The organism is Allofrancisella heilbronnii (genome assembly GCF_000710735.2).
GTDB lineage: Bacteria > Pseudomonadota > Gammaproteobacteria > Francisellales > Francisellaceae > Francisella > Francisella frigidaquae.
In genome coordinates this window covers 1516008-1539207 of sequence record NZ_CP144673.1, presented here as the reverse complement: position 1 = coordinate 1539207, position 23200 = coordinate 1516008, and the positions used below count along the sequence as shown (strand labels likewise).

Sequence of the window (23200 nt, the reverse complement as noted above, 5' to 3'; positions counted from 1 at the left end):
TATTTCTAAACTAGTGTCAGATTTATCAAACATATTACACGTTGACTAGACAGTTCACGGCTTTTCTTTTTGTCATCTTTGGTTGGTGGGTTCTTCCTTGTTCTTTTCTTCGGCAATTCTGAATGCTGATGCAGCTTATGTATGCCTTGATAGCCCGTATCGGTGAGGCTTTTTATCTCTGGGTGGATATGAACACCAGATTCTTTAAATAATCTAAAGTCATGCCTCTTGCCATTGCAAAAATTGGTACAAATAATTTCCTTTTTCTTCTTATCCACGATAATTTGCGTCTTTAACGTATGCCGCTTCTTTTTGCCAGAATAAAAGGTTTTTTGTTTTTTTTAGGTCGTTCAATGGGCGTTTCAGTTGCATCTATCAGTACAACCTCATAGTCAACATCACTTTTTAATAATGCCTTACGTCCAGGCAATGAGAATTGCCCATCTTTAATCAGAGTATATTCAACCCAGCGTATATTACGATAACAAGCACTTTCACTTAGACCATAGCTGCGTGAAATATGAAAATATGTTCTATATTCGCGTAAATATTCCAGCGCCATAAGCAGCCTATCTTCTATAGACAATTTATTCGGCTTGCCTCCTTGTGCTTTTAGTTGGAATTGCGCTTCATTTAATATCATTGTCATGACAGTAAAAGTAGTGCGTTTAACACCTGTAAGTCTACGAAATCCTTCCGGTGACTCATCTTTAATCTGCTCAAATTTCATCAACACCATTCCAATAAAAATAAAAAGTTAACCAATTCAGCAAGTTATGCAAGAGGTCTATTTCTCCTAAATTGCTCATAAGCAAGGGCTAGCTGTGAAATTAAACTATTTACTCAACGGTCTTAACAAGTTTACTAAAAATTATGCCGTATAGCGTAAGTTTTAATAATTAGAAAATGTGTAGTTTATGGCTAACTCACTCTAAAACTAACATGTCAAAAACCATCTATACCTTATCAAATTCACCTTCTATGAAAAAGCATCCTTAATTTGTACTATTAATTTGATGAGATAACATCACAACGGAGGACGTATTGTATGGTGGAAACAAGAAGTAATGGAAATAATAAAAATAAAGCTTCCTTTCATAAGAAAACACTTAATAAATATTTTCCTTCTAAAAAGATGACAACAGGAATTAAAAGTTCCCAGTTTGCTACTAGACCCCATCAACAAACATTAAATTTACATAGGCAATATTCTACAGATAGTATTGTAGAAGAACATGACGGTATAAATATAACAAGTCGTCCTATGACGGCATGGAATCGCCAACACTTAGGCAACTCTTTTGACCAATCTCTTATAAGCAATAGTCCTCAATCTAGAGATTGTGAAGTTTCAATAGGGGTAGTAAGTACTGAAGCAGTTCCAAACTTCGCTAATAGCAGTTGGGGCAAATTTGAAAAAAAAGATTCTAGTGTATTAGATATTAAGAATAGGAGATTAGAAACTCCGCGAGTTAATATGCCATTTAATAGTAGCCTTACAAAACCCGTGTTAATTGAACAAAAAAATTTAGCTGGTATTGAAAGCCTGCTGAATACTCTTTTTCACAGTCACAATACCCCAGAAAATATTGTTTTCATTGAGACTAATCCAGATCTGCTTCCTGATAGAATCAAGGTTAAGCCTAATATGAATGAATATACTTTCAGCAAATTTGCTACCATTAAAAATAGTGATAGTAGACAAAGCATGACCTCTTATGAACGTATAGATTGTGAAGGTTGGACAAAACATAACATTATAGAAACCCAGGTTGATAATATTAAGACTAGTTTTATAGCTATAGAATCCAGGTTCATAGACACACTATTTCCAAACAAAATATATGTGTTTATAGAATTGATCGCTCATATTCCAAATAAATTAAAGGATAACCCTAACAAAGTTTTTTATCATATTAAGGATGAGGTATGCCAAAAGATTAGGAATGGCCAGTCTTGCAAAGGTGTTATCTATCCTAATTTCTGGAATCCTGCCACGCTTAATTTACCAGTTTATTGCGATGAAGAAAGGATTATAGTCAGAGTTTCTGGTGATACTAACTTTAAGAAAGAATATCAAACTTTTGGTGCAGGAACCTTTAAAGGGTATGGTATTACGAACACCTCTCCTTATTTTAATACTTTTAAAGGGTCTGGAGCTGATGATAATGTTTTCATGCAAGCGATGAAGCTCATGCATAGTAATCATTATGCGCCACGTCAGGCAAATTTACTCCAGCCTGTCACAGCAAGACAAGGAGTATTAAGTGGAGGGAAATTAGGAATAGACCACCCTAGTTTTAACGTAACAGCCACTGTTAGTGGTCTTAAGAGAATAAAGCAGGTGGGAAGTGTTTGGGAAATAGTTTAAGAGTTAAAAAATATTATTTTTCTATTTCTCTTTTTTTATCTATCTTGCTAGCAACGTAGCAGCCAGCACTAGTTGCTAAAAACGCTGATATTATCCATGCTAAATAATACATATATTTTCTCCTTTATTTAGTACATTTCTAAAGAATTAGCTTTAATTTCTTCGGCAGTTGTTCTGCGACCATTAGCCCATATTTTTTTATACACAAAGAATGTATAGCTAAATATGATGGGTAGGATTATCACTGCAGCACACAAAATACCTATTAAAGAAGTTTGACTACTACTAGCGTTCCAGATTGTTAAGCTATATTGATGCACACCAATATTAGATACCATGATAAATGGGAATAGTGTAAATCCAACAGTTAATATAGCACCTAATATAGAAGCCGTACTTGCTAGAAACGCAAATCCATCTTTATCTTGTTTGTTAAATTTAATTACAAGCAAGGCACCAACTATAGCTAATATCGGAGCAAACCACATCCAAATATGTGCATGGTTAAAATTATAATACCAAGAATCTTTAGTAGATACAGTACCAGATGTGAAAGGGTGATGCAGAGCATCAGACATATTTACTAAGTTTGCATTTGGGGTATATTGATAACCAGGGATAAAAGTAATCCAGATACCAGCTATTATAAATATTATTATATAAGTCATAGCTGATACGTTGGTTACTTTTCTAAATCTATCTCTTAATGTACCCGCGGTTCTTAATTTTGCGTAAGCTGAACCATGCATAAGAGTCATGATTAAAGCAAATACACCAAATAACAAAGCAAAAGGTGATAATAGATGAATCAACGTAATCCACATAGATTGGTATTGTCCATTCACTATTGTACCATAAGTTAATCTTGCTGTGTCATCATAAGCTATAGGAAACCCTAGATACAAATTACCAATAGCAACTCCCATTACAACAATTGGAATTACACTACCTAAAACTAGCATCCAGTCCCAGAAATTTTTCCATTTTTGGTTATTGACTTTTTTTCTGTATTCAAAAGCTGGCGGTCTTAAGAATAATCCCCATAACACCACTAAAATTGCAATGTACAAGCCAGAGAAGCTAGTAGCATATACTTGAGGCCATATTGCAAAAATTGCTCCTCCTGCTGTGATAAACCAAACTTGGCTTCCATCCCAAGTAGGACCAACAATGTTTATAATAGCTCTTTTTTCATAGTCATCTTTGCCTACAAATTTAGCTAGAATTCCTACACCAAAATCAAAACCAACTGTAGCAGCTACTAAAAATATCAAAACTCCTACAACTAGCCAAGAGATAACTTGTAAAATATCTAATAACATTTATTTACCTCTTCTTATTTATCTTGTTTGTTTTGTTCAAAATGATATTTACCAGTTCCTAGTGAACTAGGGCCAAGTTTGGCATATTTGAACATTAAAAATAGTAATACAGCAAATAAAGCAGTATCTATTAGTAAGAAGATCGCCATAGATGTTGCTATATCTATAGAAGTTAAAGCAGATGAGCTAATACTAGTAGGTAATTCATTGTATACTGTCCAAGGTTGGCGTCCATGTTCTGTTACATACCATCCTGCTAAACATGCTATAAATGGTAGAGGTATTGACCATGTCATAATCCTTAAAGTAAACCTAGTAAAGGCGTTGCTAGTTAGAATGTTTCTAATTAGTAAGATTAGACCAACTATTATCAACCCAAACATAAAGAACCCTATAAATACCATTACCCTGAAACTCCAAAAAACACTAGCAACGTCAGGAACCATGTTTGTAGCAACTGATTTAACTAGCTCTGAGTCATTAGCAGCTTTAGCGATAGTTGTAGAATCAGCTACACCATATTTTTCTGTAGCTGCTTGTGTTAACATTTTACCAAAACCGATATATCTTTGATATTCAGGGTTATTGTAATATTTATAGTTACTGTTTGGTTTATCATCGTTGTGACCAGATTCTCTCCATTTTAGAAGATCTGCATAAGCTAAACCACCTTGTTTTATCATTACTAAAGCAGAAGGGACTTTTTCATAAATACTTGGGTTAGCAGCGGCTTCTTCCGGAGAAACACCAGCAGTTATGCCAGTTTTTATATTTCTGTAGTAAGCAAAGTTTGGATCTCTAGAGCCATTAGCTGTCATTTTCCCGTATAATATTGCTTTAACGCCAGGGATTTGTACATCTGTAGAGTGAGTTGCTATCAATCCCAATACAGCTGGAATTTCGACAGCGTAATTGTTTTTTTGTTCTTTTTGGCTTGGTAAAGCTACAGCATTAAATGCAGCAGGAGCCTTTGATGTTTCCCATTCTGCTTCGATAGCAGCCATTTTTAAGGGTTGTACTTTAAAAACATCAACACCGTTTGCATCACCAAAAAGTATCGCAACGATACATGTCACTAAGCCAAAGCCAAGTCCTATACCTAGAGATCTTTTAGCAAAAGCTAGATCGCGACCTCTAATTATATAGTATGCACTAATTCCTACAACAAACATTGCTGCAGTAGTATAACCAGCAGTCATTACATGACCAAAGTTGGTTTGAGCAGTATGATTTAAAAATACATCTAATAAACTAACAGTTTCCATTCTCATAGTTGACGCTACAAACTCAGAACCAACAGGGTGTTGCATGTACCCGTTTGCTACTAAGATTAAAAGAGCTGAGAAGCTTGATCCTATAGCCATACAAAAAGTAGCTAATAAATGCTGTCTTTTTGATAGCTTATCCCAGCCAAAGAAAAACAACCCAGCAAAAGTCGACTCAAGCATAAATGCAGCAAGCCCTTCGATAGCTAGAGGTGTACCAAAAATATCACCTACGGATTGAGAGTAGTAAGACCAGTTAGTACCAAATTCAAACTCCATAGTAAGTCCTGTAATGATACCTAAGGCAAAGTTTATTCCGAGTAATTTACCCCAGAACTTTACCATGTCTTTATAAACTTCTTTGCCTGTTCTTACATACATAAGTTCCATTGTGAATATAATCCACGTTAAACCTAATGTTAAAGGTACAAATAAGAAGTGAAATGATGCCGTTAGACCAAACTGCCATCTTGCAAGATCCACAGACATAAGCGTTGGTAACATATTGTTTTCTCCTTAGTCATTGAAGTGATAATCAAATAAATTGATTTTTTATTAAAAGTTGGGGGAAGAAAAAATAGGCTTAGCTTGGTTGTAGTCACTTTTTCTAACCTAAAACCTAAGCTTGTATATGGTTACAGTCCAGCACTAGCTCAGGTTAAAAAAGTATGCTCAAATTGTAACATAATAATTCACAAAATCAAAAAATAAATCTTATTCAAAGCCTTTATTTGCAGTGGTTTGAGTATACCAAATTGGTATAGTTTAATTTAAGAAAATAAGTCTTATGATCACGGTGTGATGTGATTATGGATTAATGGGCTGGCAATTAAATTCCCTTTGTATTTTATGGATAAATAAGTTTTCGTTGAATTCTTTTTTATCTATTTTTAGATAAATTGTTTCCTCATCTGAACAAACTATAGACTCGTAAACACCTTTTTGACTAAGAAGAAATTTTTCTAATTTATTTTTAATTTCTGATACATGGCAGTTTAGTTTGTAAATCTTCGAGTTTAAATAAGTTGGTTCAGCCATGGCTAGAGAAATTATTAACCATGAAAGCGCTAATAGAATACAAAATGTTAATACGCCTGGAATTTCAAAGTGATGAAAAATAATTCCTCCTAGGGTGCCTCCTATAAAAATGCCGAAAAACTGGCAACTGGAGAAAATCCCCATAGCAGTGCCCTTACTGCCAGCAGGGGCAATTTTAGATACTAATGATGGTAAGCATGATTCTAAGAAAGTAAAAGCTGCAAAAAAGAAGATAAGTATAGTACTTACTACAAGAGTTTGACTATATCCAAACACTAGACTTGTTAAACATATTGCCAGTAGAGCTATTGCTAATATAAAATACTTCCTCATTTTACGTTTAACTTCAGCGATCATAACAAATGGGAACATCATGAAAAATGATACTATTAAAACAGGCAAGTATATTATCCATTGGTAGTTGGTTGGGATTTGTAAAATATTTGTTAAGATAGTTGGAATTATTATAAAAAGAGCTGTTAAGATGGCGTGTAAACTAAATATACCGTAGTTAAGGCGTAACAGTTCTTGGTGAATGATTACATCTTTGATTAGTCTAAACACTGTCTTAGCTTCATGGTGGAAACTAGGAGTTTTAGGAGTTGGAATTTTGGTTAGCATAAATATTCCAGCTACACCAAATATAGCAGTTAGCCAAAAAATTCCTGATAATCCGATAATGCTATTTAAGATAGAGCTAAGCATCATTGCCACTATAAAAGAAAATCCAATAGATAGCCCAATCATAGACATTGCTTTAAGACGATTTTCTTCTTTAGTCGTATCAGCAACTAGTGCTGTAAGTGTGCTGCCAATTGCTCCAGCTCCTTGAATAGCTCTACCTATTATAATTCCATAAACATTAGTTGAACAAGCCGCTATGATACTTCCTATAATTAAAAGTATTAATCCAAACACTATTATAGGTTTGCGACCAAAGCGGTCAGATAATATACTTAGAATAATTTGTAGCATAGCTTGCGTTAGCCCATATATACCCAGTGCTAAGCCTATTAGAAAAGGGGTGGCATATTGTAGATCGTCAATATACAGGCTAAATATGGGGAATATTATAAATAGCCCTATCATTCTGAAACTATATATTAATGAGATATAAGCGGTTGTTTGAAATTCTTTGTTATACATATAAGATAGTTTTTCTTATAAAAATAAAAGTAAAAATGAGTATAGCTAATAGAAGCTTATAATTAAATAGTGTTTTTTAGGTTTATACTGGAGGAGTTTTTTTAATCGGCTATATTTTTTTCAAACACATTAAATGTAAAATCAAACTCATTTTTATCATCTTTCAGATATTGTTTTTGACCCATGCGTTTATATTTTGATTCATCCCACTTGGGGAAAAATGCATCAAGATCTTTAATCTGTGTATCAACTTCAGTGATATACAATCTATTAGCTAGATTTATAAATTCTTTATATATTTGAGCGCCACCAATTATAAATATTTCATAATGAGGTTTAGCTTGTGAGAAATTGATTATTTCTTCTACGCTATGAATAATTAAGCAGTTATCTTGCTTGTAGTTTTTATCTCTAGTTAAAATTATATTCTTACGATTTGGTAGGGGTCTCCCGATAGACTCAAAAGTTTTTCTTCCCATTACAATATAGTTATTCTCGGTTATTTTTTTAAAATTCTTTAAATCTTCAGAAAGCTTCCAAGCCAAAGAGTTTTTTTTACCGATTCCAAAGTTTTTATCGTAAGCAACAATTAGAGAAATCATTTTGGATCTCAAGTTTTTTTAAAAATATGTTTGGTATTGTAGCATTTTACACAATAATTAAATAGCCAAATAGCTTTGTAATTTTTAGTTAAGTTGTGATATGATAGGCGAGCTTGAATGTATTTTTAAGCAGGTATGTATTTAATTTAATAAATCAAGCATCTGTTAAATTATAGCCTATTTCAAGGGGTGTCTTAGGATATTTGAAATAGTTTAGATGCTAGATAATAACCCAAAAGAGGAAAAACAAATGTCATTAATGAAAGATATGTTATCAGCTGGTGTGCATTTTGGACACAAAAAAGCTTTCTGGAACCCGCAAATGAACGAATATATTTTCGGTATTAATCATGGGGTTCATATTATCAACTTAGAAAAAACAGTTCCACTTTTTCAAGACGCTGTAAATTTTGTTGGTAAAACAGTAGCTAATGGCGGTAAAGTACTTTTTGTTGGTACTAAAAGACAAGCGCAATCAATAGTTGAAGCTGAAGCTAAAAGATGTGGTATGCCATATGTAAGTCATAGATGGTTAGGCGGGATGCTTACTAACTATAAAACTGTTAGACAATCTATCAAAAGGTTAGCTCAGTTAGAAAAAATGAGAGAAGATGGTACTTTAGAATCTTTAACTAAAAAAGAAATGTTACAGAACTTAAGAACTATCGAAAAGTTAGAGAAAGTCCTTGGTGGTATCAAAGAAATGGGTGGTATTCCTGATGCTATCGTGGTTATCGATAGTAATAAGGAGCACATTGCTATCCAAGAAGCTAAAAAGTTAGGTATCAAGGTTGTAGCTGTAGTAGATACAAACTCTAATCCAGAAGGTATTGACTACATTATTCCAGGTAATGATGATGCGGTTAAATCAATATCTTTTTATATGAGTAAGTTTGCCGATGCTATTATCGACGCTCAAGGTTTAGATAGAGCTATAGCAGCAAAGACTGAAGAAACTACAGAAGCAAAAGAAGACTAATAGGAGCTAAAGCAATGTCAAATATTTCTGCTAAATTAGTAAAGGAACTTAGAGAAAGAACTGGTGCAGGCATGATGGAGTGTAAAAAAGCTCTTGTTGCTACAAATGGTGATATTGAAAAAGCTGCTGAAGAAATGAGAATTTCTGGTCAGGCAAAAGCTGATAAGAAGGCGTCTCGTATTGCTGCTGAAGGTGTTATAGAAGCTTATGCTGCTGATGGTAAAGCAATACTACTTGAGATTAATTCAGAAACTGACTTTGTTGCTAGAGATGAAAGTTTTAAAACTTTTGCTAAAGAAGCTGTTAAGGCTGCTCATACTGCAAACGCGCAGAATATAGAAGAAGTTTTAACTGCTAAGCTTTCCGTACATAAAGAAACAGTAGAAGAAGCAAGAAAATCACTAATTGCAAAAATTGGTGAAAATATTCAAGTTCGTAGAGTAAAAACTATAGAGGCTCCTACATTAGGATCATATGTTCATAGTGGTAAAATAGGTGTTGTAGTTGCTCTAGAAGGTGGTGATGAAGAGCTTGCTAAAGATATAGCTATGCATGTTGCTGCTGTAAACCCTATGGTTGTTTCAGGTGATGAAGTTCCTGCTGATGTTGTGGCTAAAGAAAAAGAAATTTTCACGGCTCAAGCAAAAGAAAGTGGTAAGCCTATGGAGATCATTGAAAAAATGATCGAAGGAAGAATTCGTAAATTCTTAGATGAGGTTGCTCTTTTAGGTCAAGCTTTCGTGAAGGATCCTAGTATCAAGGTTGAAAAACTAGTTAAAGATAAGGGTGCAAGAGTACTTGGCTTTATTCGTTTAGACGTTGGCGAAGGTATCGAGAAAAAAGAAGAAGATTTCGCAACAGAGGTAATGAACCAAATCAAAGGTTAATTTTTATGTCTAGCGATTCGTCAGAATATTCTAAAATAACTCCGAAGTTTAAGCGCATTTTGCTCAAACTTAGTGGAGAGTCTTTATCTACAGATCATAGTTTTGGTATAAGCGTTGAAGCTGCACAGCATATTTTAAATCAGATTAAAATTCTTACCCAGCTAGGCGTTGGGTTAGCTATAGTTGTCGGAGGGGGTAATATCTTACGCGGTGGTAGAGCTAACTTTGGTGATAAAATTAGAAGAACCACGGCTGATTCTATGGGTATGATAGCAACTATGATAAATGCTTTAGCATTACGAGATATGCTTATGTCAGAGGGTTTAGACGTTGATGTTTTCTCTGCAAGAGGTATTGATGGGCTACTTAAGGTTGCTAGTGCACATGAGTATAATCAAGCATTAGATGCTGGTAAAGTAGTTATATTTGCTGGTGGAACTGGCAACCCTTTTGTTACTACAGATAGTTCAGCTAGCCTTAGAGCTATTGAGATAAATGCAGATGCATTACTTAAGGCCACTACAGTTGATGGTATTTATGATAAAGACCCAAATAAGCATCCAAATGCTAAACGTTTTGAGAGAGTTAGCTTTGAAGAGGTTGTGCGTGAGGAGTTGTGTGTAATGGATTTAGGAGCTTTTACTCAGTGTAGAGATTTTAATATACCTATTTACGTATTTGACTTAGGTCAGCCATATGCTTTACTTGATGCTGTAACTGATTCTAAGTATGGTACTTGGGTAACTTTAAATTAAGGAAAATTTTATGATAAATGACGTTATAAGGGATGCAGAAGCTAGAATGACTAAATCACTAGATGTTTTAGCGGATGATTTAGCAAAAATTAGAACAGGAAGAGCACATCCTGACATTTTGGCTCATATCACTATAGATTACTATGGTGTTGAAACACCAATTTCACAGGCTGCTAATATAACTGTTTTAGATGCCAGAACGTTGGGGATTGCACCTTGGGAAAAAGGATTGGCTTCTAAAATTGAAAAAGCTATTTTGACTTCTGATCTTGGGCTTAACCCAGCTAATTTAGGTGATAATCTTAGAATCCCTATGCCTGCGTTAAATGAAGAAAGAAGAAAAGAGCTTGTTAAGCTTGTTAAATCAGAGACAGAAAACGGCAGAATTTCTATTAGAAATATTCGTCGTGACGCTAACGGCGATATCAAAGAGCTGCTTAAAGAAAAGCAAATTACAGAAGATGAAGCTAAAAGAGCAGAAGATAGTATCCAGAAGCTTACTGATAAAATGGTAGCTCAAGCTGACGCTATGGCAGCTAAAAAAGAACAAGACTTAATGTCTCTTTAAATTCTTAATTCCTGAATAAAGCTTGTATTTGCAACTGTTCTTTCTTATTATTTAATCAATACATCAGGTTAACAAAATATATTTATGACTTTGGCTGAGAATAGCGCTCTAAAACATGTTGCCATAATTATGGACGGTAATGGTAGGTGGGCAAGAAAAAAGCTTAAGCCAAGGGTTTTTGGTCATAAGAGTTCAATAGCAAGTGTTGATGCTGCGATAGAGTATTGTGCTGAGAATTCTATACAAGTGCTTACCTTATTTGCTTTTGGTCGCGATAATTGGTCTAGACCGCCTCAAGAGGTTTCAGATTTGATGGATCTTTTTTATAAAACACTGAAAGATAAAGCTCCAAAGCTTGATAAAAATAACATTGTCCTTAAAGTGGTTGGTGATAGATCAAGATTATCTAAAAAATTGCTGGAAAAGATAGTTCAAAGTGAGGATCTAACCAAAGGCAATACAGGTCTAGAACTTAGGATAGCTATTGATTACTCAGGCAGTTGGGATATTGTAAATGCAGCAAAAGCTTTTGCTAAAGATGTGGTTTTAAGTGGTTTATCTCCAGATGATCTAGATAGCAATTCTTTTGAAAAATACTTAATTGGCGGAACGCTTCCTATAGATTTGCTTATTCGCACCAGTGGAGAGGTTAGACTTAGTGATTTTATGTTGTGGCAATTAGCATATGCTGAAATGTATTTTACGGATGTGATGTGGCCAGATTTTTCCAAAAAGGAAATGCAACAAGCGGTAGATTATTTTCATTCCCGTCAGCGAAGATTTGGCAAGAGTTTAGAGCATATTTAAAGTTTTTTTATAGATAGGAGGATAGTATGAAAGAGAGGATATTAACAGGTATAGTATTGGTTACGATTGTGTTTGGTTTTTTACTTTGCGCATCGGATTATTTATTTGGTGTGGGAGTTTTTTTGGTGTCTATACTGGCAGCCTATGAATGGCTGAAGCTTGCAAAAACCCCAGAAGATGATATGGTGAGAAATTTAATAGTGTTTTCTGCGACAACGTTTTTGGTTTCTAGTTTCTTTGTATATTTGCAATTTTTATTTCCATTGTTTTGGCTATATGCAATATTTAAGTTAAATCAGTATGAAAGACAAAAAATAGATACTCTAACTACTAACCAGATGCTTTTTATGGGACTTTTTGTTGTTTCTCCTTTTTGTGCAAGTTTGTACGTGTTGCATAGTAATGGTGTGGCTTGGATATTTATGTTTATACTGGTAATTGCTGCGGCTGATAGTGTGGCTTATTTTACTGGTAAAGCTATTGGTAAGAAAAAGATGTTACCACGCTTAAGTCCAAATAAAACGATAGAAGGTTTATTGGGGGGGCTTATAGGTGCAATCGTTGTTGCGGTAGTATTTTTGTTCTTTATGGATTTGAGCGTTGTGCAGTATTTATTTATGGTTGTGGTTTTAGCTGTTGTTGCTGCAGTATCTGTCATAGGCGATGTCTTTGAAAGTATGATGAAGCGTATTGCTGGTGTAAAAGATAGTGGTAACATTTTGCCAGGACATGGGGGAATACTTGATAGATTAGATGGTTATATGCCAGCGCTGCCATTATTTGTGTTGTTAGGTTATTTGGTTGGGGTTTTTGTTATATAAGGTGCTTTTGTTATGAAAATACAGATTAAAATTTTGGATAAAGAAAATATAAAAGAGATGCCGGCGTATGGAACGGAAGGTTCAGCAGCAGTGGATTTGAGCGCCTGTGTTAAAGAAAAAGTTTTCCTAAAGTCTGGTGAGTGTAAGCTTATAGGTACGGGTGTGGCGATAAATATAGCAAACCCTAACTATGCGGCCTTAATCCTTCCTAGATCTGGATTGGGTCATAAAAAGGGGCTGGTTTTGGGTAATGGGACGGGACTTATAGATTCCGATTATCAGGGTGAGCTAAAGGTTTCTTGTTTTAATAGGTCCCAAGAAACTATAGAGATTGAGCCCCTAATGAGGTTTGCTCAGCTTGTTATAGTGCCAGTTGTGCAGGCAAGATTTGAACTAGTTGAAGAGTTCTCTAATGTGACAAGTAGGGCAGATGGTGGCTTTGGTCATACGGGAGTATAGATATGTTTTTTAATATTCCTAACATCTTAACTTTTGGACGTTTAGTTTTAATACCTTTTATAGTAATTTGCTATTACTTTGAATTTCCTCACCATCATGGTATTACAGCAACTTTATTTTTGTTTGGAGCAGCTACTGATTGGTTGGATGGGTATTTAGCACGTAGGTGGCAGCAAACTAGTAAGTTAGGGGCATTTCTTGATCCAGTTGCAGATAAGTTAATTGTTGCTACAGCATTATGTTTATTTATTGAGATGTACCCTTATTGGTGGGCGACTATTCCTGCTATTATAATGATATGTAGAGAGATAGTTGTTTCAGCTTTGCGTGAGTGGATGGCAGAATTAGGCCAGCGTAGTGTCGTTAAGGTTGGATGTTGGGGCAAAGTTAAAACCACGGCACAAATGGCAGCCTTATTCATTTTCCTTATCAAGCCTGCTATAAATTTTGACTACCCAGTGGATTATGCAAGTTTTAATACCTGGTTTATATTTTTGGGGTTTTTAATGTTATACATAGCAGTTATTCTGACAATTTATTCTATGTGTAACTATTTATATCTGGCTTTTAAGTCAGTTTTTGGTACTGCAAAAGAGTAGGATTTTTCTTTTATTTTATTTGTTTTTTTGTTATTATTGTCGTCTAATGCCATTTTTGTGTAAAAGTGGGATTAAGAATTTACATAAAATTTAAAACTGATAATAAAAAACGGAGAATAATAACTAATGGCAACTATAAATCAGTTGGTGAACAACCCTCGCAAGAGATCGGTTGTTAAATCTAAGGTTCCTGCGTTGAAGGCTTGTCCTCAAAGAAGGGGTGTGTGTACAAGGGTTTATACTACAACTCCTAAGAAGCCTAACTCAGCACTTAGAAAAGTTGCTCGTGTGAGATTAACGAGTGGTTTTGAGGTAACAAGTTACATTGGTGGTGAAGGTCACAACCTACAGGAGCACAGTGTAGTGCTAATCAGAGGTGGTAGGGTTAAAGACTTGCCAGGTGTTCGTTACCATATTGTTAGGGGTGCTTTAGACACTTCAGGTGTTAATAATCGTAAGCATGGCCGTTCTAAGTATGGTACAAAGCGTCCTAAATCTTAGTTTGTGTTTTAACTTTAATTTAAAAAGGTGTATTAATGTCTAGAAGAAATAGAGCTCCTAAAAGAGATATTTTACCTGATCCTAAATATAAGAGTCAGGTTGTTACTAAATTTGTTAACCATATAATGTTAGATGGTAAAAAATCTATTGCAGAAAAAATTGTATATGGCGCATTTGATAAGATTAAAGCAAAAAATGCTTCAGTCAGTGAGGTTGAAGCTTTTGAGCAGGCTTTAGAAGGTGTTAGTCCTATGGTTGAGGTTAAATCTCGCCGTGTTGGGGGTGCTACTTATCAAGTTCCTGTCGAGGTTAGACCAGAGCGTCGCCAAACTTTAGGGATGAGATGGATTATAGAAGCTGCTCGTAAGAGAAAAGAGAGTACTATGGGTGATAGAATTGCTGCTGAAATCCTAGAGGCTTTAGAGGGCAGGGGTGCTGCTGTCAAGAAAAGAGAGGATACTCATAAGATGGCAGAAGCTAACAAAGCATTTGCTCACTTTAGATGGTAATTAAGGAGAAAGATAGTGTCTCGTAAAACTGCTTTAGAGAAATATAGAAATATTGGTATCTGTGCTCATGTTGATGCAGGTAAAACTACTACTACTGAGCGTATCCTTTTTTATACAGGTTTATCTCATAAGATAGGTGAGGTACATGATGGTGCTGCTACAATGGACTGGATGGAGCAGGAGCAAGAAAGAGGTATTACAATTACTTCAGCTGCGACTACTACATTTTGGAAAGGTATGGATCAACAATTTGATGAGCATCGTATAAATATTATTGATACTCCAGGCCACGTTGATTTTACAATTGAAGTAGAGCGTTCTTTACGTGTTCTTGATGGCGCTGTAGTTGTTTTTTGTGGTTCTTCAGGTGTTGAGCCTCAATCAGAAACTGTATGGCGTCAAGCAAATAAGTATGGTGTTCCTAGAATAGTATTTGTTAATAAAATGGATAGATCTGGAGCTGACTTTGAAAGAGTTTGTGCTCAGATTAGAACTAGATTAAAAGCAAAAGTTGTTCCTGTACAGCTAAATATAGGTGCTGAGGAAGATTTTAAGGGCGTAATAGACCTTGTTAGAATGAAAGCTATTATGTGGAATGAAGAAGACATGGGTCTTACTTATGAGCTTGTTGATATTCCCGCAGAACTTCAAGATAGAGCAGAAGAGCTTCGTATGGAAATGGTAGAGGCTGCTGCTGAAGCTTCGGAAGAGCTTATGGAAAAGTACTTGGAAGAGAGCGAGCTTACTGAAGAAGAAATCCATGAAGGTTTGCGTAAACGTGTGATTTCTAACGAAATTGTATTAGCTTTTTGTGGCTCGGCATTTAAAAATAAGGGTGTTCAAGCTGTTCTTGATGGTGTTGTGCGTTATTTGCCGGCACCTAACCAAGTTCCTGCTATTAAATGTGAAACTGAAGATGGTCAGCCGGCAGCAAGAAAATCTTCTGATGATGAGCCTTTTGCGGCATTGGCGTTTAAATTAGCTACTGATCCATTTGTTGGTAACCTTACATTTATACGTGTTTATTCTGGTGTTCTTAAGTCTGGTGATGCGGTTTATAACCCTGTTAAGAGTAGGAAAGAGCGTGTAGGACGTATAGTTCAGATGCATGCTAATAAGCGTGAAGAGATTAAAGAAGTTAGAGCTGGTGATATTGCTGCCTGTATTGGTCTTAAAGATGTAACTACTGGTGATACATTGTGTGATCTTGATAAAGTAGTGGTTCTTGAGAGAATGGAGTTCCCTGAGCCAGTTATTTCTGTTGCTGTTGAGCCTAAGACAAAAGCAGATCAAGAGAAGATGGGTATTGCTTTAGGTAAATTGGCTGCGGAAGATCCTTCATTTAGAGTTAAAACTGATGAAGAAAGCGGTCAGACAATTATTTCTGGAATGGGCGAGCTTCACTTAGATATTATTGTTGATCGTATGAGACGTGAGTTTAAAGTAGAAGCAAATGTCGGTAATCCACAAGTTGCATACAGAGAAACTATTAGATCAACTGTTGAGCAAGAATCTAAATTTGTTCGCCAGTCGGGTGGTCGTGGTCAATATGGTCATGTATATGTGAAATTTGAACCATTATCTGGCCAGGATGAGAATGGTGAAGATAAAGTTTATGAGTTCGTTGATGCTATCGTTGGTGGTGTAGTTCCTAAAGAGTATATAGGTTCTGTATCTAAGGGTATCGAAGAGCAATTGTCAAATGGTGTTTTAGCTGGCTACCCTATGATAGGTGTTAAAGCTACACTGTTTGATGGTTCATATCATGATGTTGACTCATCTGAAATGGCATTTAAGATTGCTGGTTCTATGGCTCTCAAAGAAGGTGCTAAAAAAGCTAACGCTTGTATTTTAGAGCCTATCATGAAGGTTGAGGTTGTAACTCCAGAGGATTATCTTGGTGATGTTATGGGTGATTTAAATAGAAGAAGGGGTATTATTGAAGGTATGGATGAAAATCCAAGTGGTAGAGTGGTTAGTGCTTTAGTTCCTCTTGCGGAGATGTTTGGTTATGCAACTAACGTACGCTCTATGAGTCAAGGTAGAGCCTCTTTCTCTATGGAATTTAAAAAGTACGCGGAAGTGCCAAATAATATCGCTGTTGAAATTATAAAATCTCGTAACTCATAATTAAAAGGAAATAAAAAATGGCTATAAATAATCAACGTATTAGAATTAGATTGAAAGCCTTTGATCATAAGCTTATTGATGTTTCTACGCAAGAAATAGTTGATACTGCTAAAAAAACAGGGGCACAAGTTAAGGGACCTATCCCTTTACCAGTTCGTAAGGAAAGATTTACAATTTTGATTTCTCCTCACGTAAATAAAAAAGCAAGAGATCAGTATGAGATAAGAACTCATAAGAGATTGATTGATATCGTAGAGCCTACAGATAAGACTGTGGATGCTCTTATGAAATTAGATTTAGCATCAGGTGTTGATGTTCAGATCAGTTTAAGCTAATATATACGTTACTTTTTTGAATATAATTTCAGAAATTCCAAAAAGTAGCTATTAGGTCTCTGTGGTCAATCGCAATCACGGAGTTAATATAATAATAATAGAGGATTAAATAATGTCTTTAGAATTAGTTGGTCGCAAATGTGGTATGACTCGTATTTTTACTGAAGATGGTGTTTCTATACCTGTAACAGTTATCCATGTGGAGCCAAATATGGTTACGCAAGTTAAAACTGTTGAGAAGGATGGTTATAATGCTATTCAGGTAACTACTGGCTTTAAAAAACGTTCTAATGTAAATAGGCCTATGTCTGGGCACTACGCTAAAGCTGGTGTAGAGCCAGGGAGAGGTTTGTGGGAATTTACAATCGAAGGTGATGATAAGTATCAAGTTGGTTCATCTTTTGACGCTACAGTGTTTGAGGCTGGTCAAAAAGTTGATGTAAGAGGTGTATCTAAAGGTAAAGGTTTTGCAGGCGCTGTAAAGCGCCATAATTTTAGTACGCAAGATGCTACTCACGGTAACTCTTTATCTCATAGGGTGCATGGTTCTACTGGTCAGAACCAAACTCCAGGCCGAGTTTTTAAGAACAAGAAAATGGCTGGGCATATGGGTAATGAGAATGTTACTATCCAGTCACTTGAAGTTGTAAGGGTAGATGCAGAAAATGGTTTACTCCTTTTAAAAGGTGGTATTCCAGGAGCGGTTGGTGGAGATGTTATAGTTTCTTCAGCAGTAAAGAGTTAGTAGATTAAATATTAAAATACCGGAGAGTTATTGTGGACTTAAATATTAAATCATTAACTGGTAAAGAGGCTAGTTCCGTTGATGTTGCAGATAATGTTTTTGCAATCGACTATAACGAGTCTTTAATTCACCAGGTTGTTGTTGCCTATATGGCAGGTGCTCGTCAAGGTACAAAAGCTCAGAAAACCAGATCAGAAGTTTCTGGTGGTGGAGCAAAGCCTTGGAGACAAAAAGGTACTGGTAGGGCTAGAGCTGGGACCATCCGCTCTCCTATCTTTAGAAAGGGTGGAGTTACATTTGCCGCTAAACCTAAAAGTTATAAACAAAAAGTTAATCGTAAGATGTATGCTGGAGCAGTTAAATCAATCTTATCTGAGTTGCTAAGATCAGGTAGAATGATTGTTGTTGAAGAAATGAAGTTAGAAACTCCAAAAACAAAAGAATTTAAGGCTATGGTTGATACTTTGGGTCTTAAGGATGTGCTTTTTGTGGTTGGCGTTGAGGAGTTTGATGAGAACTTATACCTTTCTTCAAGAAACCTTAAGAATGTGGCTGTGTGTGATTCTGTAGATATTAACCCAGTTTCTTTGGTGTGCTTTGAAAATGTAGTTGTTACTAAAAAGGCAATAAAAGAAATAGAGGAGAAATTAGTATGAGTTCTCAAGAAAAAATATTAAAAACTGTTATAAGACCTCATGTTTCTGACAAAACTTATGGTTTATCGGATGCTAATTCTACAGTTGTGTTTGAGGTTGCTAGGTTCGCTAACAAGTATGATGTTAAAGATGCAATTGAGCAGCTATTTGAAGTTAAGGTTGAATCAGTTAATATCCTTAATGTGAAGGGTAAAGCACGAAAATTTGGCCGTATTGAGGGTAAAACAAAAGCTTGGAAGAAAGCTTATGTGAAGCTTGCTGAAGGGCATGATATCAATTTTGTTGGTGCAGAGTAATTTTAAGAAGGTTTGTAAGTCATGATTGAAATAAAAAAAGCTAAACCTACTTCACCTGGCCGTCGTCACGTAGTGAGCGTAAAAAATACAGAATTACATACAGGTAAGCCATTCAAAGGTTTGGTAGAAGTAAAGAAAAAAAATGCTGGTAGAAATAATACTGGTAGAATAACAGTACGTCATCAAGGCGGTGGTCATAAGCAGCACTATCGTATAGTTGACTTTAAAAGAAATAAAGATGATATTGTAGCTAAGGTTGAAAGGATTGAATACGATCCTAACCGTAGTGCAAATATTGCTTTAGTTTTATATGCTGATGGTGAGAGAAGATATGTGATCGCACCTAAGGGTCTAAGTAAAGACATGTCAATAATTTCTGGTGAGAAAGTTGATGTAGCTGTTGGTAATTGCATGCCACTTAGAAATATCCCTTTAGGTACAGTAATTCATAATCTAGAAATGAAGCCTAAGAAAGGTGCTCAGATGATTAGAAGCGCAGGGACTTTTGCTCAGCTTGTTGGTAAGGATAATGCATATGCAATTATTCGTTTAAGATCAGGTGAGATGAGAAGGGTGCTTTTAGATTGTAGAGCTGTTATTGGTGTTGTATCTAACTCTGAACATAACCTAAAATCTCTAGGTAAGGCTGGTGCTAAGCGTTGGAGAGGAATTAGGCCTACTGTTAGAGGTGTGGCTATGAACCCGGTAGATCACCCACATGGTGGTGGAGAGGGTCGTACTTCAGGTGGTAGACATCCTGTTACACCTTGGGGCGTACCTACAAAAGGTTATAAGACGCGTAAAAATAAGCGCTCTAATAAATTAATTGTTCAAAAACGTAAGTAATTAGGGAGAAGGGTGTGCCTCGTTCGTTAAAAAAAGGACCTTTTGTAGATCATCATCTGCTAAAAAAGGTTTTTGAAGCGCAAGAAAGTAATTCTAAAAAGCCGATCAAAACTTGGTCAAGAAGATCAATGATCGTGCCAGATATGATAGGTTTAACCATGGCTGTACATAACGGTCAGCAACATGTGCCAATTCTTATGACAGAAGAGATGGTGGGTCATAAGTTAGGAGAGTTTGCTATAACTCGTAACTATCGTGGCCATGCGGCTGATAAAAAAGCTAAGAAGAAATAGTTGGGGTTATATACATGGAAGTACAAGCTAAATTAAAATTTGCAAGAATCTCGGCTCAAAAATGCAGATTGGTTGCTGATCAAGTTAGAGGATTGCCAGTAGAAAGAGCTCTTAATATTTTGTCTTTTAGTAATAAAAAAGCAGCGGTTTTAATAAAAGAAGTTTTAAACTCTGCAATCGCTAATGCTGAGCATAATGACGGTATGGATATTGACTCTTTATATGTCTCAACTGTATTTGTAGATGAAGGCCCTACTATGAAGCGTTTTGAAGCAAGAGCTAAAGGTAGGGGTAATCGTATTTTAAAAAGAACTTCACATATTACTGTGAAAGTTGCTGAGAAAAATTAAGAGGTGTAGTAATAATGGGTCAAAAAGTAAATCCTAATGGAATTCGTTTGGGTTATATAAGAGACTGGCGTTCAACTTGGTATGCAGACTCCTCTAGCTACGCTACAAAGCTTAATGAAGACATTAAGGTAAGAGAGTTCTTACATAAGAAGCTGGCGTCTGCAGCAGTAAGTAAAATCCAAATAGAGAGACCTGCTCAAAATGCTAAAATCACAATTCATACAGCAAGACCTGGGATTGTGATTGGTAAAAAAGGCGAGGATGTTGAAAAATTACGTGCAGAAGTGCATAAGTTAATGGGTATTCCTGTACAAATTAACATAGAAGAGATTCGTAAGCCAGAATTAGAGGCTAAGTTAGTGGCTGAAAGTGTTGCTCAACAATTAGAAAAAAGAGTGATGTTCAGAAGAGCTATGAAAAAAGCTATGCAAGCTGCTATGAAGTCAGGAGCTAAAGGAATCAAAATTATGGTAAGTGGTCGTTTAGGTGGTGCTGAAATAGCTCGTTCTGAATGGGCTAGAGATGGTAGGGTTCCGCTACAGACTTTTAGAGCAGATGTTGATTATGCTACAGCTGAAGCTTTAACAACTTATGGTGTTATTGGTGTTAAAGCTTGGATCTATAAAGGAGAAATTCTTCCGGGTCAATTGGCTGAGAAGAAAAATAATAAAAAAGGAGCTAGATAATGCTACAGCCTAAGCGTACAAAGTTTCGTAAACAGCAAAAGATGCGTAATAGAGGCTTGGCTCATAAAGGCAATAAAGTAAGCTTTGGTGAGTTTGGTCTTCAGGCAACATCTAGAGGTAGAATTACTGCTAGACAAATAGAGGCGGGACGAAGAGCAATCAATCGTCATATTAAGCGTGGTGGTAAGGTTTGGATAAGAATTTTTCCAGATAAGCCTATTACACAAAAGCCTTTGGAAGTTCGTATGGGTAAAGGTAAAGGTTCAGTTGAGTATTGGGTTGCTCAAATTCAACCAGGGCGTGTGCTATATGAGATTACTGGTGTTAAAGAAGAGTTGGCTCGTGAAGCTTTTGAAAGAGCGGCTGCTAAGTTGCCAGTGTCGACAACTTTTGTTGAAAAGCAGGTGATGTAATGAAGAGAAAAGATACTTTAAAAGATTATAGAGGTAAAAGTATTGACCAGTTGCAAGAAGCTAAAATCGAGTTGTTACAACAGTTATTCTCGCTTCGTATGCAAAATGGTACAGGGCAATTAAAGAAAAATCACTTATTTAAAAGTGCAAAAAAAGATATTGCTCGTATAAATACAATAATATCAGAAAAGAGTAGATAGGTGTCTATAAGATGAGTGATAAGGTTAGACTACTAGAGGGTAAAGTCTCTAGCGATGGTATGGATAAAACAGTAGTTGTAAAAGCTGAAAGATATGTTAAATTCCCTGTGCTTGGTAAGTTTGTGAAAAAAACTACTAAATATTATATTCATGATGAAAAAAATGAATGTAAAAAAGGTGATGTTATTAGGTTTAAGGAAACTAGGCCTTATTCAAAAACTAAGAAATGGTGTTTAGTAGATATTATTCGTAGAGAAAAATAATAAATTTGATTTTATTTTTGTTTATTGATATATTTATTGGGCTGCAAAAAGTCACTGCAGTCTTTATATAATAATAAATAAGGGTTATTTGTATGATTCAAATGCAGACAGAGCTCCAAGTTGCTGATAATAGTGGCGCTAAGAGAGTTGAGTGTATAAAGGTGTTGGGAGGCTCTCATCGTAGGTATGCATCTATAGGTGATGTTATCAAGGTTACGGTGAAAGAAGCTTCTCCAAAAGGTAAGGCTAAAAAAGGAAATGTGTATAACGCTGTGGTTGTTAGGACTGCTAAAGGTGTACGCAGAAAAGATGGTTCTCTGATTCGTTTTGATAATAATGCAGCTGTACTATTAAATGCTAATGGTCAGCCAATTGGCACGCGTATCTTTGGCCCAGTTACAAGGGAACTTCGTTCTGAAAAGTTTATGAAGATTGTATCTTTAGCACCAGAAGTACTATAATTATTTATTGAGGTGTAGGTAATGAATAGATTAAAAAAAGGTGATGACATAATAGTCATTGCCGGGAAAGACAAGGGTCGCAGAGGCGTAGTTAAGTCATTCGCTAAAGGTGGTTCTTTGGTTTTGGTAGAGGGCGTAAATGTTGTTAAAAAGCACGTTAAGCCAAATCCAAATAGAGGTATCGAAGGTGGAGTTGTTGAAAAAGAGCTTCCTATAGATGCGTCGAATGTTGCTATTTTTAACCCAGCTACACAGAAAGCTGATAGAGTGGGTTATAAATTTGTTGATGAGAAAAAGGTTCGCTACTTTAAGTCTAATGGCGAGCTTGTAGACTTATAGGAATAAGTTTTATGGCAAGATTAAAAGATCATTATCAAAAAGAGCTTGTTGCTAAGTTAAAAAATGAGCTTAAATTGGATAATATAATGGAAGTGCCTCGTATTGAGAAAATTACTCTTAATATGGGTGTTGGTGATGCAGCAAAAGATAAAAAAATTATGACTTTTGCTCTAAACGATTTGACAGCAATAGCTGGGCAAAAGCCAGTTGTTACTAAGTCTAAAAAATCTATCGCTGGTTTTAAAATACGTGATGGTTGGCCAATAGGCTGTAAAGTTACGTTACGAGGCGAGCGTATGTATGAGTTCTTAGATAGGCTTATAACAATTGCTGTCCCTAGAATTAGAGATTTTAGGGGGTTAAGTCCTAAGTCTTTTGATGGTAGAGGTAATTATAGTTTGGGTATGAGAGAACAAATCTCTTTCCCAGAAATTGATTACGATAAAATTGATATCATTAGAGGTTTAGATATTTCAATAACGACTACTGCTAAAAATGATGACCAAGGAAGAGCTTTGCTAAGAGCTTTTGGTTTTCCTTTTAAATCATAATTAAATT

At 35.7% G+C, this 23200-nt stretch carries 31 protein-coding genes and 1 pseudogene; 26 read left to right on the top strand and 6 right to left on the bottom strand.

The window, feature by feature from the left end:
• Window positions 1-32: 32 nt before the first annotated feature.
• Window positions 33-730 (bottom strand): annotated as a pseudogene (locus FRA_RS07245) (IS5 family transposase); the annotation flags it as partial.
• A 318-nt stretch (window positions 731-1048) separates the two neighbouring features.
• Between FRA_RS07245 and FRA_RS07240 the strand changes: the two are divergent.
• On the top strand, window positions 1049-2371 hold the full coding sequence (locus FRA_RS07240; protein ID WP_035720320.1) for a hypothetical protein: 1323 nt from the start codon (window positions 1049-1051) through the stop codon (window positions 2369-2371).
• Between the two features lie 13 nt (window positions 2372-2384).
• On the opposite strand, the gene FRA_RS07235 is transcribed toward FRA_RS07240, so the two are convergent.
• The 5 genes from FRA_RS07235 to FRA_RS07215 form a co-directional block, all read right to left on the bottom strand.
• The gene (locus tag FRA_RS07235) at window positions 2385-2483 is read right to left on the bottom strand and encodes a cytochrome bd oxidase small subunit, CydX/CbdX family (protein WP_081835929.1); all 99 of its coding nucleotides are present in this window, start codon (window positions 2481-2483) and stop codon (window positions 2385-2387) included.
• A gap of 16 nt (window positions 2484-2499) precedes the next feature.
• Window positions 2500-3693 (bottom strand): cytochrome d ubiquinol oxidase subunit II, encoded by a 1194-nt coding sequence (gene cydB, locus FRA_RS07230; protein ID WP_035720315.1) that lies wholly within the window; start codon window positions 3691-3693, stop codon window positions 2500-2502.
• Window positions 3694-3707: 14 nt separating this feature from the next.
• The gene (locus tag FRA_RS07225) at window positions 3708-5462 is read right to left on the bottom strand and encodes a cytochrome ubiquinol oxidase subunit I (RefSeq protein WP_035720314.1); all 1755 of its coding nucleotides are present in this window, start codon (window positions 5460-5462) and stop codon (window positions 3708-3710) included.
• 303 nt (window positions 5463-5765) lie between these two features.
• Window positions 5766-7142, bottom strand: coding sequence for an MFS transporter (locus FRA_RS07220; RefSeq protein ID WP_035720313.1), 1377 nt, complete (start codon window positions 7140-7142; stop codon window positions 5766-5768).
• 101 nt (window positions 7143-7243) lie between these two features.
• Window positions 7244-7744: a dihydrofolate reductase gene (locus FRA_RS07215; protein ID WP_035720312.1), complete on the bottom strand. Its 501-nt coding sequence runs from the start codon at window positions 7742-7744 to the stop codon at window positions 7244-7246.
• Window positions 7745-7994: 250 nt separating this feature from the next.
• Here FRA_RS07215 and rpsB point away from each other — a divergent pair, with 250 nt between their 5' ends.
• From rpsB to rplE, 25 genes are all read left to right on the top strand, one after another.
• Window positions 7995-8723, top strand: coding sequence for a 30S ribosomal protein S2 (gene rpsB, locus FRA_RS07210; protein ID WP_035720327.1), 729 nt, complete (start codon window positions 7995-7997; stop codon window positions 8721-8723).
• 14 nt (window positions 8724-8737) lie between these two features.
• Window positions 8738-9610 (top strand): translation elongation factor Ts, encoded by an 873-nt coding sequence (gene tsf, locus FRA_RS07205; protein WP_035720311.1) that lies wholly within the window; start codon window positions 8738-8740, stop codon window positions 9608-9610.
• A gap of 5 nt (window positions 9611-9615) precedes the next feature.
• On the top strand, window positions 9616-10365 hold the full coding sequence (pyrH, locus tag FRA_RS07200) for a UMP kinase (protein WP_035720310.1): 750 nt from the start codon (window positions 9616-9618) through the stop codon (window positions 10363-10365).
• A gap of 10 nt (window positions 10366-10375) precedes the next feature.
• Entirely contained in the window at window positions 10376-10933 is a 558-nt protein-coding gene (gene frr / locus FRA_RS07195) for a ribosome recycling factor (RefSeq protein ID WP_035720308.1), read from the top strand.
• Between the two features lie 84 nt (window positions 10934-11017).
• Entirely contained in the window at window positions 11018-11740 is a 723-nt protein-coding gene (uppS, locus tag FRA_RS07190) for a polyprenyl diphosphate synthase (RefSeq protein WP_035720307.1), read from the top strand.
• A gap of 26 nt (window positions 11741-11766) precedes the next feature.
• Complete coding sequence (locus FRA_RS07185) at window positions 11767-12561, top strand: phosphatidate cytidylyltransferase (protein ID WP_035720306.1); 795 nt, start codon at window positions 11767-11769, stop codon at window positions 12559-12561.
• A gap of 12 nt (window positions 12562-12573) precedes the next feature.
• Window positions 12574-13020: a dUTP diphosphatase gene (gene dut, locus FRA_RS07180; protein ID WP_035720305.1), complete on the top strand. Its 447-nt coding sequence runs from the start codon at window positions 12574-12576 to the stop codon at window positions 13018-13020.
• Between the two features lie 2 nt (window positions 13021-13022).
• Window positions 13023-13619: a CDP-diacylglycerol--glycerol-3-phosphate 3-phosphatidyltransferase gene (gene pgsA / locus FRA_RS07175; protein ID WP_035720304.1), complete on the top strand. Its 597-nt coding sequence runs from the start codon at window positions 13023-13025 to the stop codon at window positions 13617-13619.
• Window positions 13620-13745: 126 nt separating this feature from the next.
• The gene (gene rpsL / locus FRA_RS07170; RefSeq protein WP_003035357.1) at window positions 13746-14120 is read left to right on the top strand and encodes a 30S ribosomal protein S12; all 375 of its coding nucleotides are present in this window, start codon (window positions 13746-13748) and stop codon (window positions 14118-14120) included.
• A 35-nt stretch (window positions 14121-14155) separates the two neighbouring features.
• Window positions 14156-14629, top strand: a complete 474-nt coding sequence (rpsG, locus tag FRA_RS07165) for a 30S ribosomal protein S7 (RefSeq protein ID WP_035720303.1) — start codon at window positions 14156-14158, stop codon at window positions 14627-14629.
• Window positions 14630-14644: 15 nt separating this feature from the next.
• Window positions 14645-16759, top strand: coding sequence for an elongation factor G (fusA, locus tag FRA_RS07160; protein WP_035720302.1), 2115 nt, complete (start codon window positions 14645-14647; stop codon window positions 16757-16759).
• Window positions 16760-16776: 17 nt separating this feature from the next.
• On the top strand, window positions 16777-17094 hold the full coding sequence (rpsJ, locus tag FRA_RS07155; protein ID WP_096334699.1) for a 30S ribosomal protein S10: 318 nt from the start codon (window positions 16777-16779) through the stop codon (window positions 17092-17094).
• A 112-nt stretch (window positions 17095-17206) separates the two neighbouring features.
• Complete coding sequence (gene rplC / locus FRA_RS07150; RefSeq protein ID WP_035720301.1) at window positions 17207-17839, top strand: 50S ribosomal protein L3; 633 nt, start codon at window positions 17207-17209, stop codon at window positions 17837-17839.
• Window positions 17840-17871: 32 nt separating this feature from the next.
• Entirely contained in the window at window positions 17872-18495 is a 624-nt protein-coding gene (gene rplD / locus FRA_RS07145; protein WP_035720299.1) for a 50S ribosomal protein L4, read from the top strand.
• Window positions 18492-18791, top strand: a complete 300-nt coding sequence (gene rplW, locus FRA_RS07140) for a 50S ribosomal protein L23 (RefSeq protein ID WP_035720298.1) — start codon at window positions 18492-18494, stop codon at window positions 18789-18791. The genes rplD and rplW overlap by 4 nt, the downstream gene beginning before the upstream one ends.
• A 21-nt stretch (window positions 18792-18812) precedes the next feature.
• On the top strand, window positions 18813-19637 hold the full coding sequence (rplB, locus tag FRA_RS07135) for a 50S ribosomal protein L2 (RefSeq protein ID WP_035720297.1): 825 nt from the start codon (window positions 18813-18815) through the stop codon (window positions 19635-19637).
• 14 nt (window positions 19638-19651) lie between these two features.
• Complete coding sequence (rpsS, locus tag FRA_RS07130; protein ID WP_035720295.1) at window positions 19652-19930, top strand: 30S ribosomal protein S19; 279 nt, start codon at window positions 19652-19654, stop codon at window positions 19928-19930.
• A gap of 14 nt (window positions 19931-19944) precedes the next feature.
• Window positions 19945-20280, top strand: coding sequence for a 50S ribosomal protein L22 (rplV, locus tag FRA_RS07125; protein WP_035720293.1), 336 nt, complete (start codon window positions 19945-19947; stop codon window positions 20278-20280).
• A 14-nt stretch (window positions 20281-20294) separates the two neighbouring features.
• Complete coding sequence (rpsC, locus tag FRA_RS07120) at window positions 20295-20966, top strand: 30S ribosomal protein S3 (protein ID WP_035720291.1); 672 nt, start codon at window positions 20295-20297, stop codon at window positions 20964-20966.
• Window positions 20966-21379 carry a 50S ribosomal protein L16 gene (rplP, locus tag FRA_RS07115; protein WP_035720289.1) on the top strand — a complete coding sequence of 138 codons (414 nt, stop codon included), beginning with the start codon at window positions 20966-20968 and terminating at the stop codon, window positions 21377-21379. The genes rpsC and rplP overlap by 1 nt, the downstream gene beginning before the upstream one ends.
• The gene (gene rpmC / locus FRA_RS07110; RefSeq protein ID WP_035720287.1) at window positions 21379-21579 is read left to right on the top strand and encodes a 50S ribosomal protein L29; all 201 of its coding nucleotides are present in this window, start codon (window positions 21379-21381) and stop codon (window positions 21577-21579) included. Before rplP ends, rpmC begins: the two co-directional genes overlap by 1 nt.
• An 11-nt stretch (window positions 21580-21590) precedes the next feature.
• Entirely contained in the window at window positions 21591-21842 is a 252-nt protein-coding gene (gene rpsQ, locus FRA_RS07105) for a 30S ribosomal protein S17 (RefSeq protein WP_035720285.1), read from the top strand.
• 92 nt (window positions 21843-21934) lie between these two features.
• Complete coding sequence (gene rplN / locus FRA_RS07100) at window positions 21935-22303, top strand: 50S ribosomal protein L14 (protein ID WP_035720283.1); 369 nt, start codon at window positions 21935-21937, stop codon at window positions 22301-22303.
• A 21-nt stretch (window positions 22304-22324) separates the two neighbouring features.
• Window positions 22325-22642, top strand: coding sequence for a 50S ribosomal protein L24 (rplX, locus tag FRA_RS07095; protein WP_035720281.1), 318 nt, complete (start codon window positions 22325-22327; stop codon window positions 22640-22642).
• 11 nt (window positions 22643-22653) lie between these two features.
• Entirely contained in the window at window positions 22654-23193 is a 540-nt protein-coding gene (gene rplE, locus FRA_RS07090; protein ID WP_035720279.1) for a 50S ribosomal protein L5, read from the top strand.
• The last annotated feature ends 7 nt before the right edge of the window (window positions 23194-23200 follow it).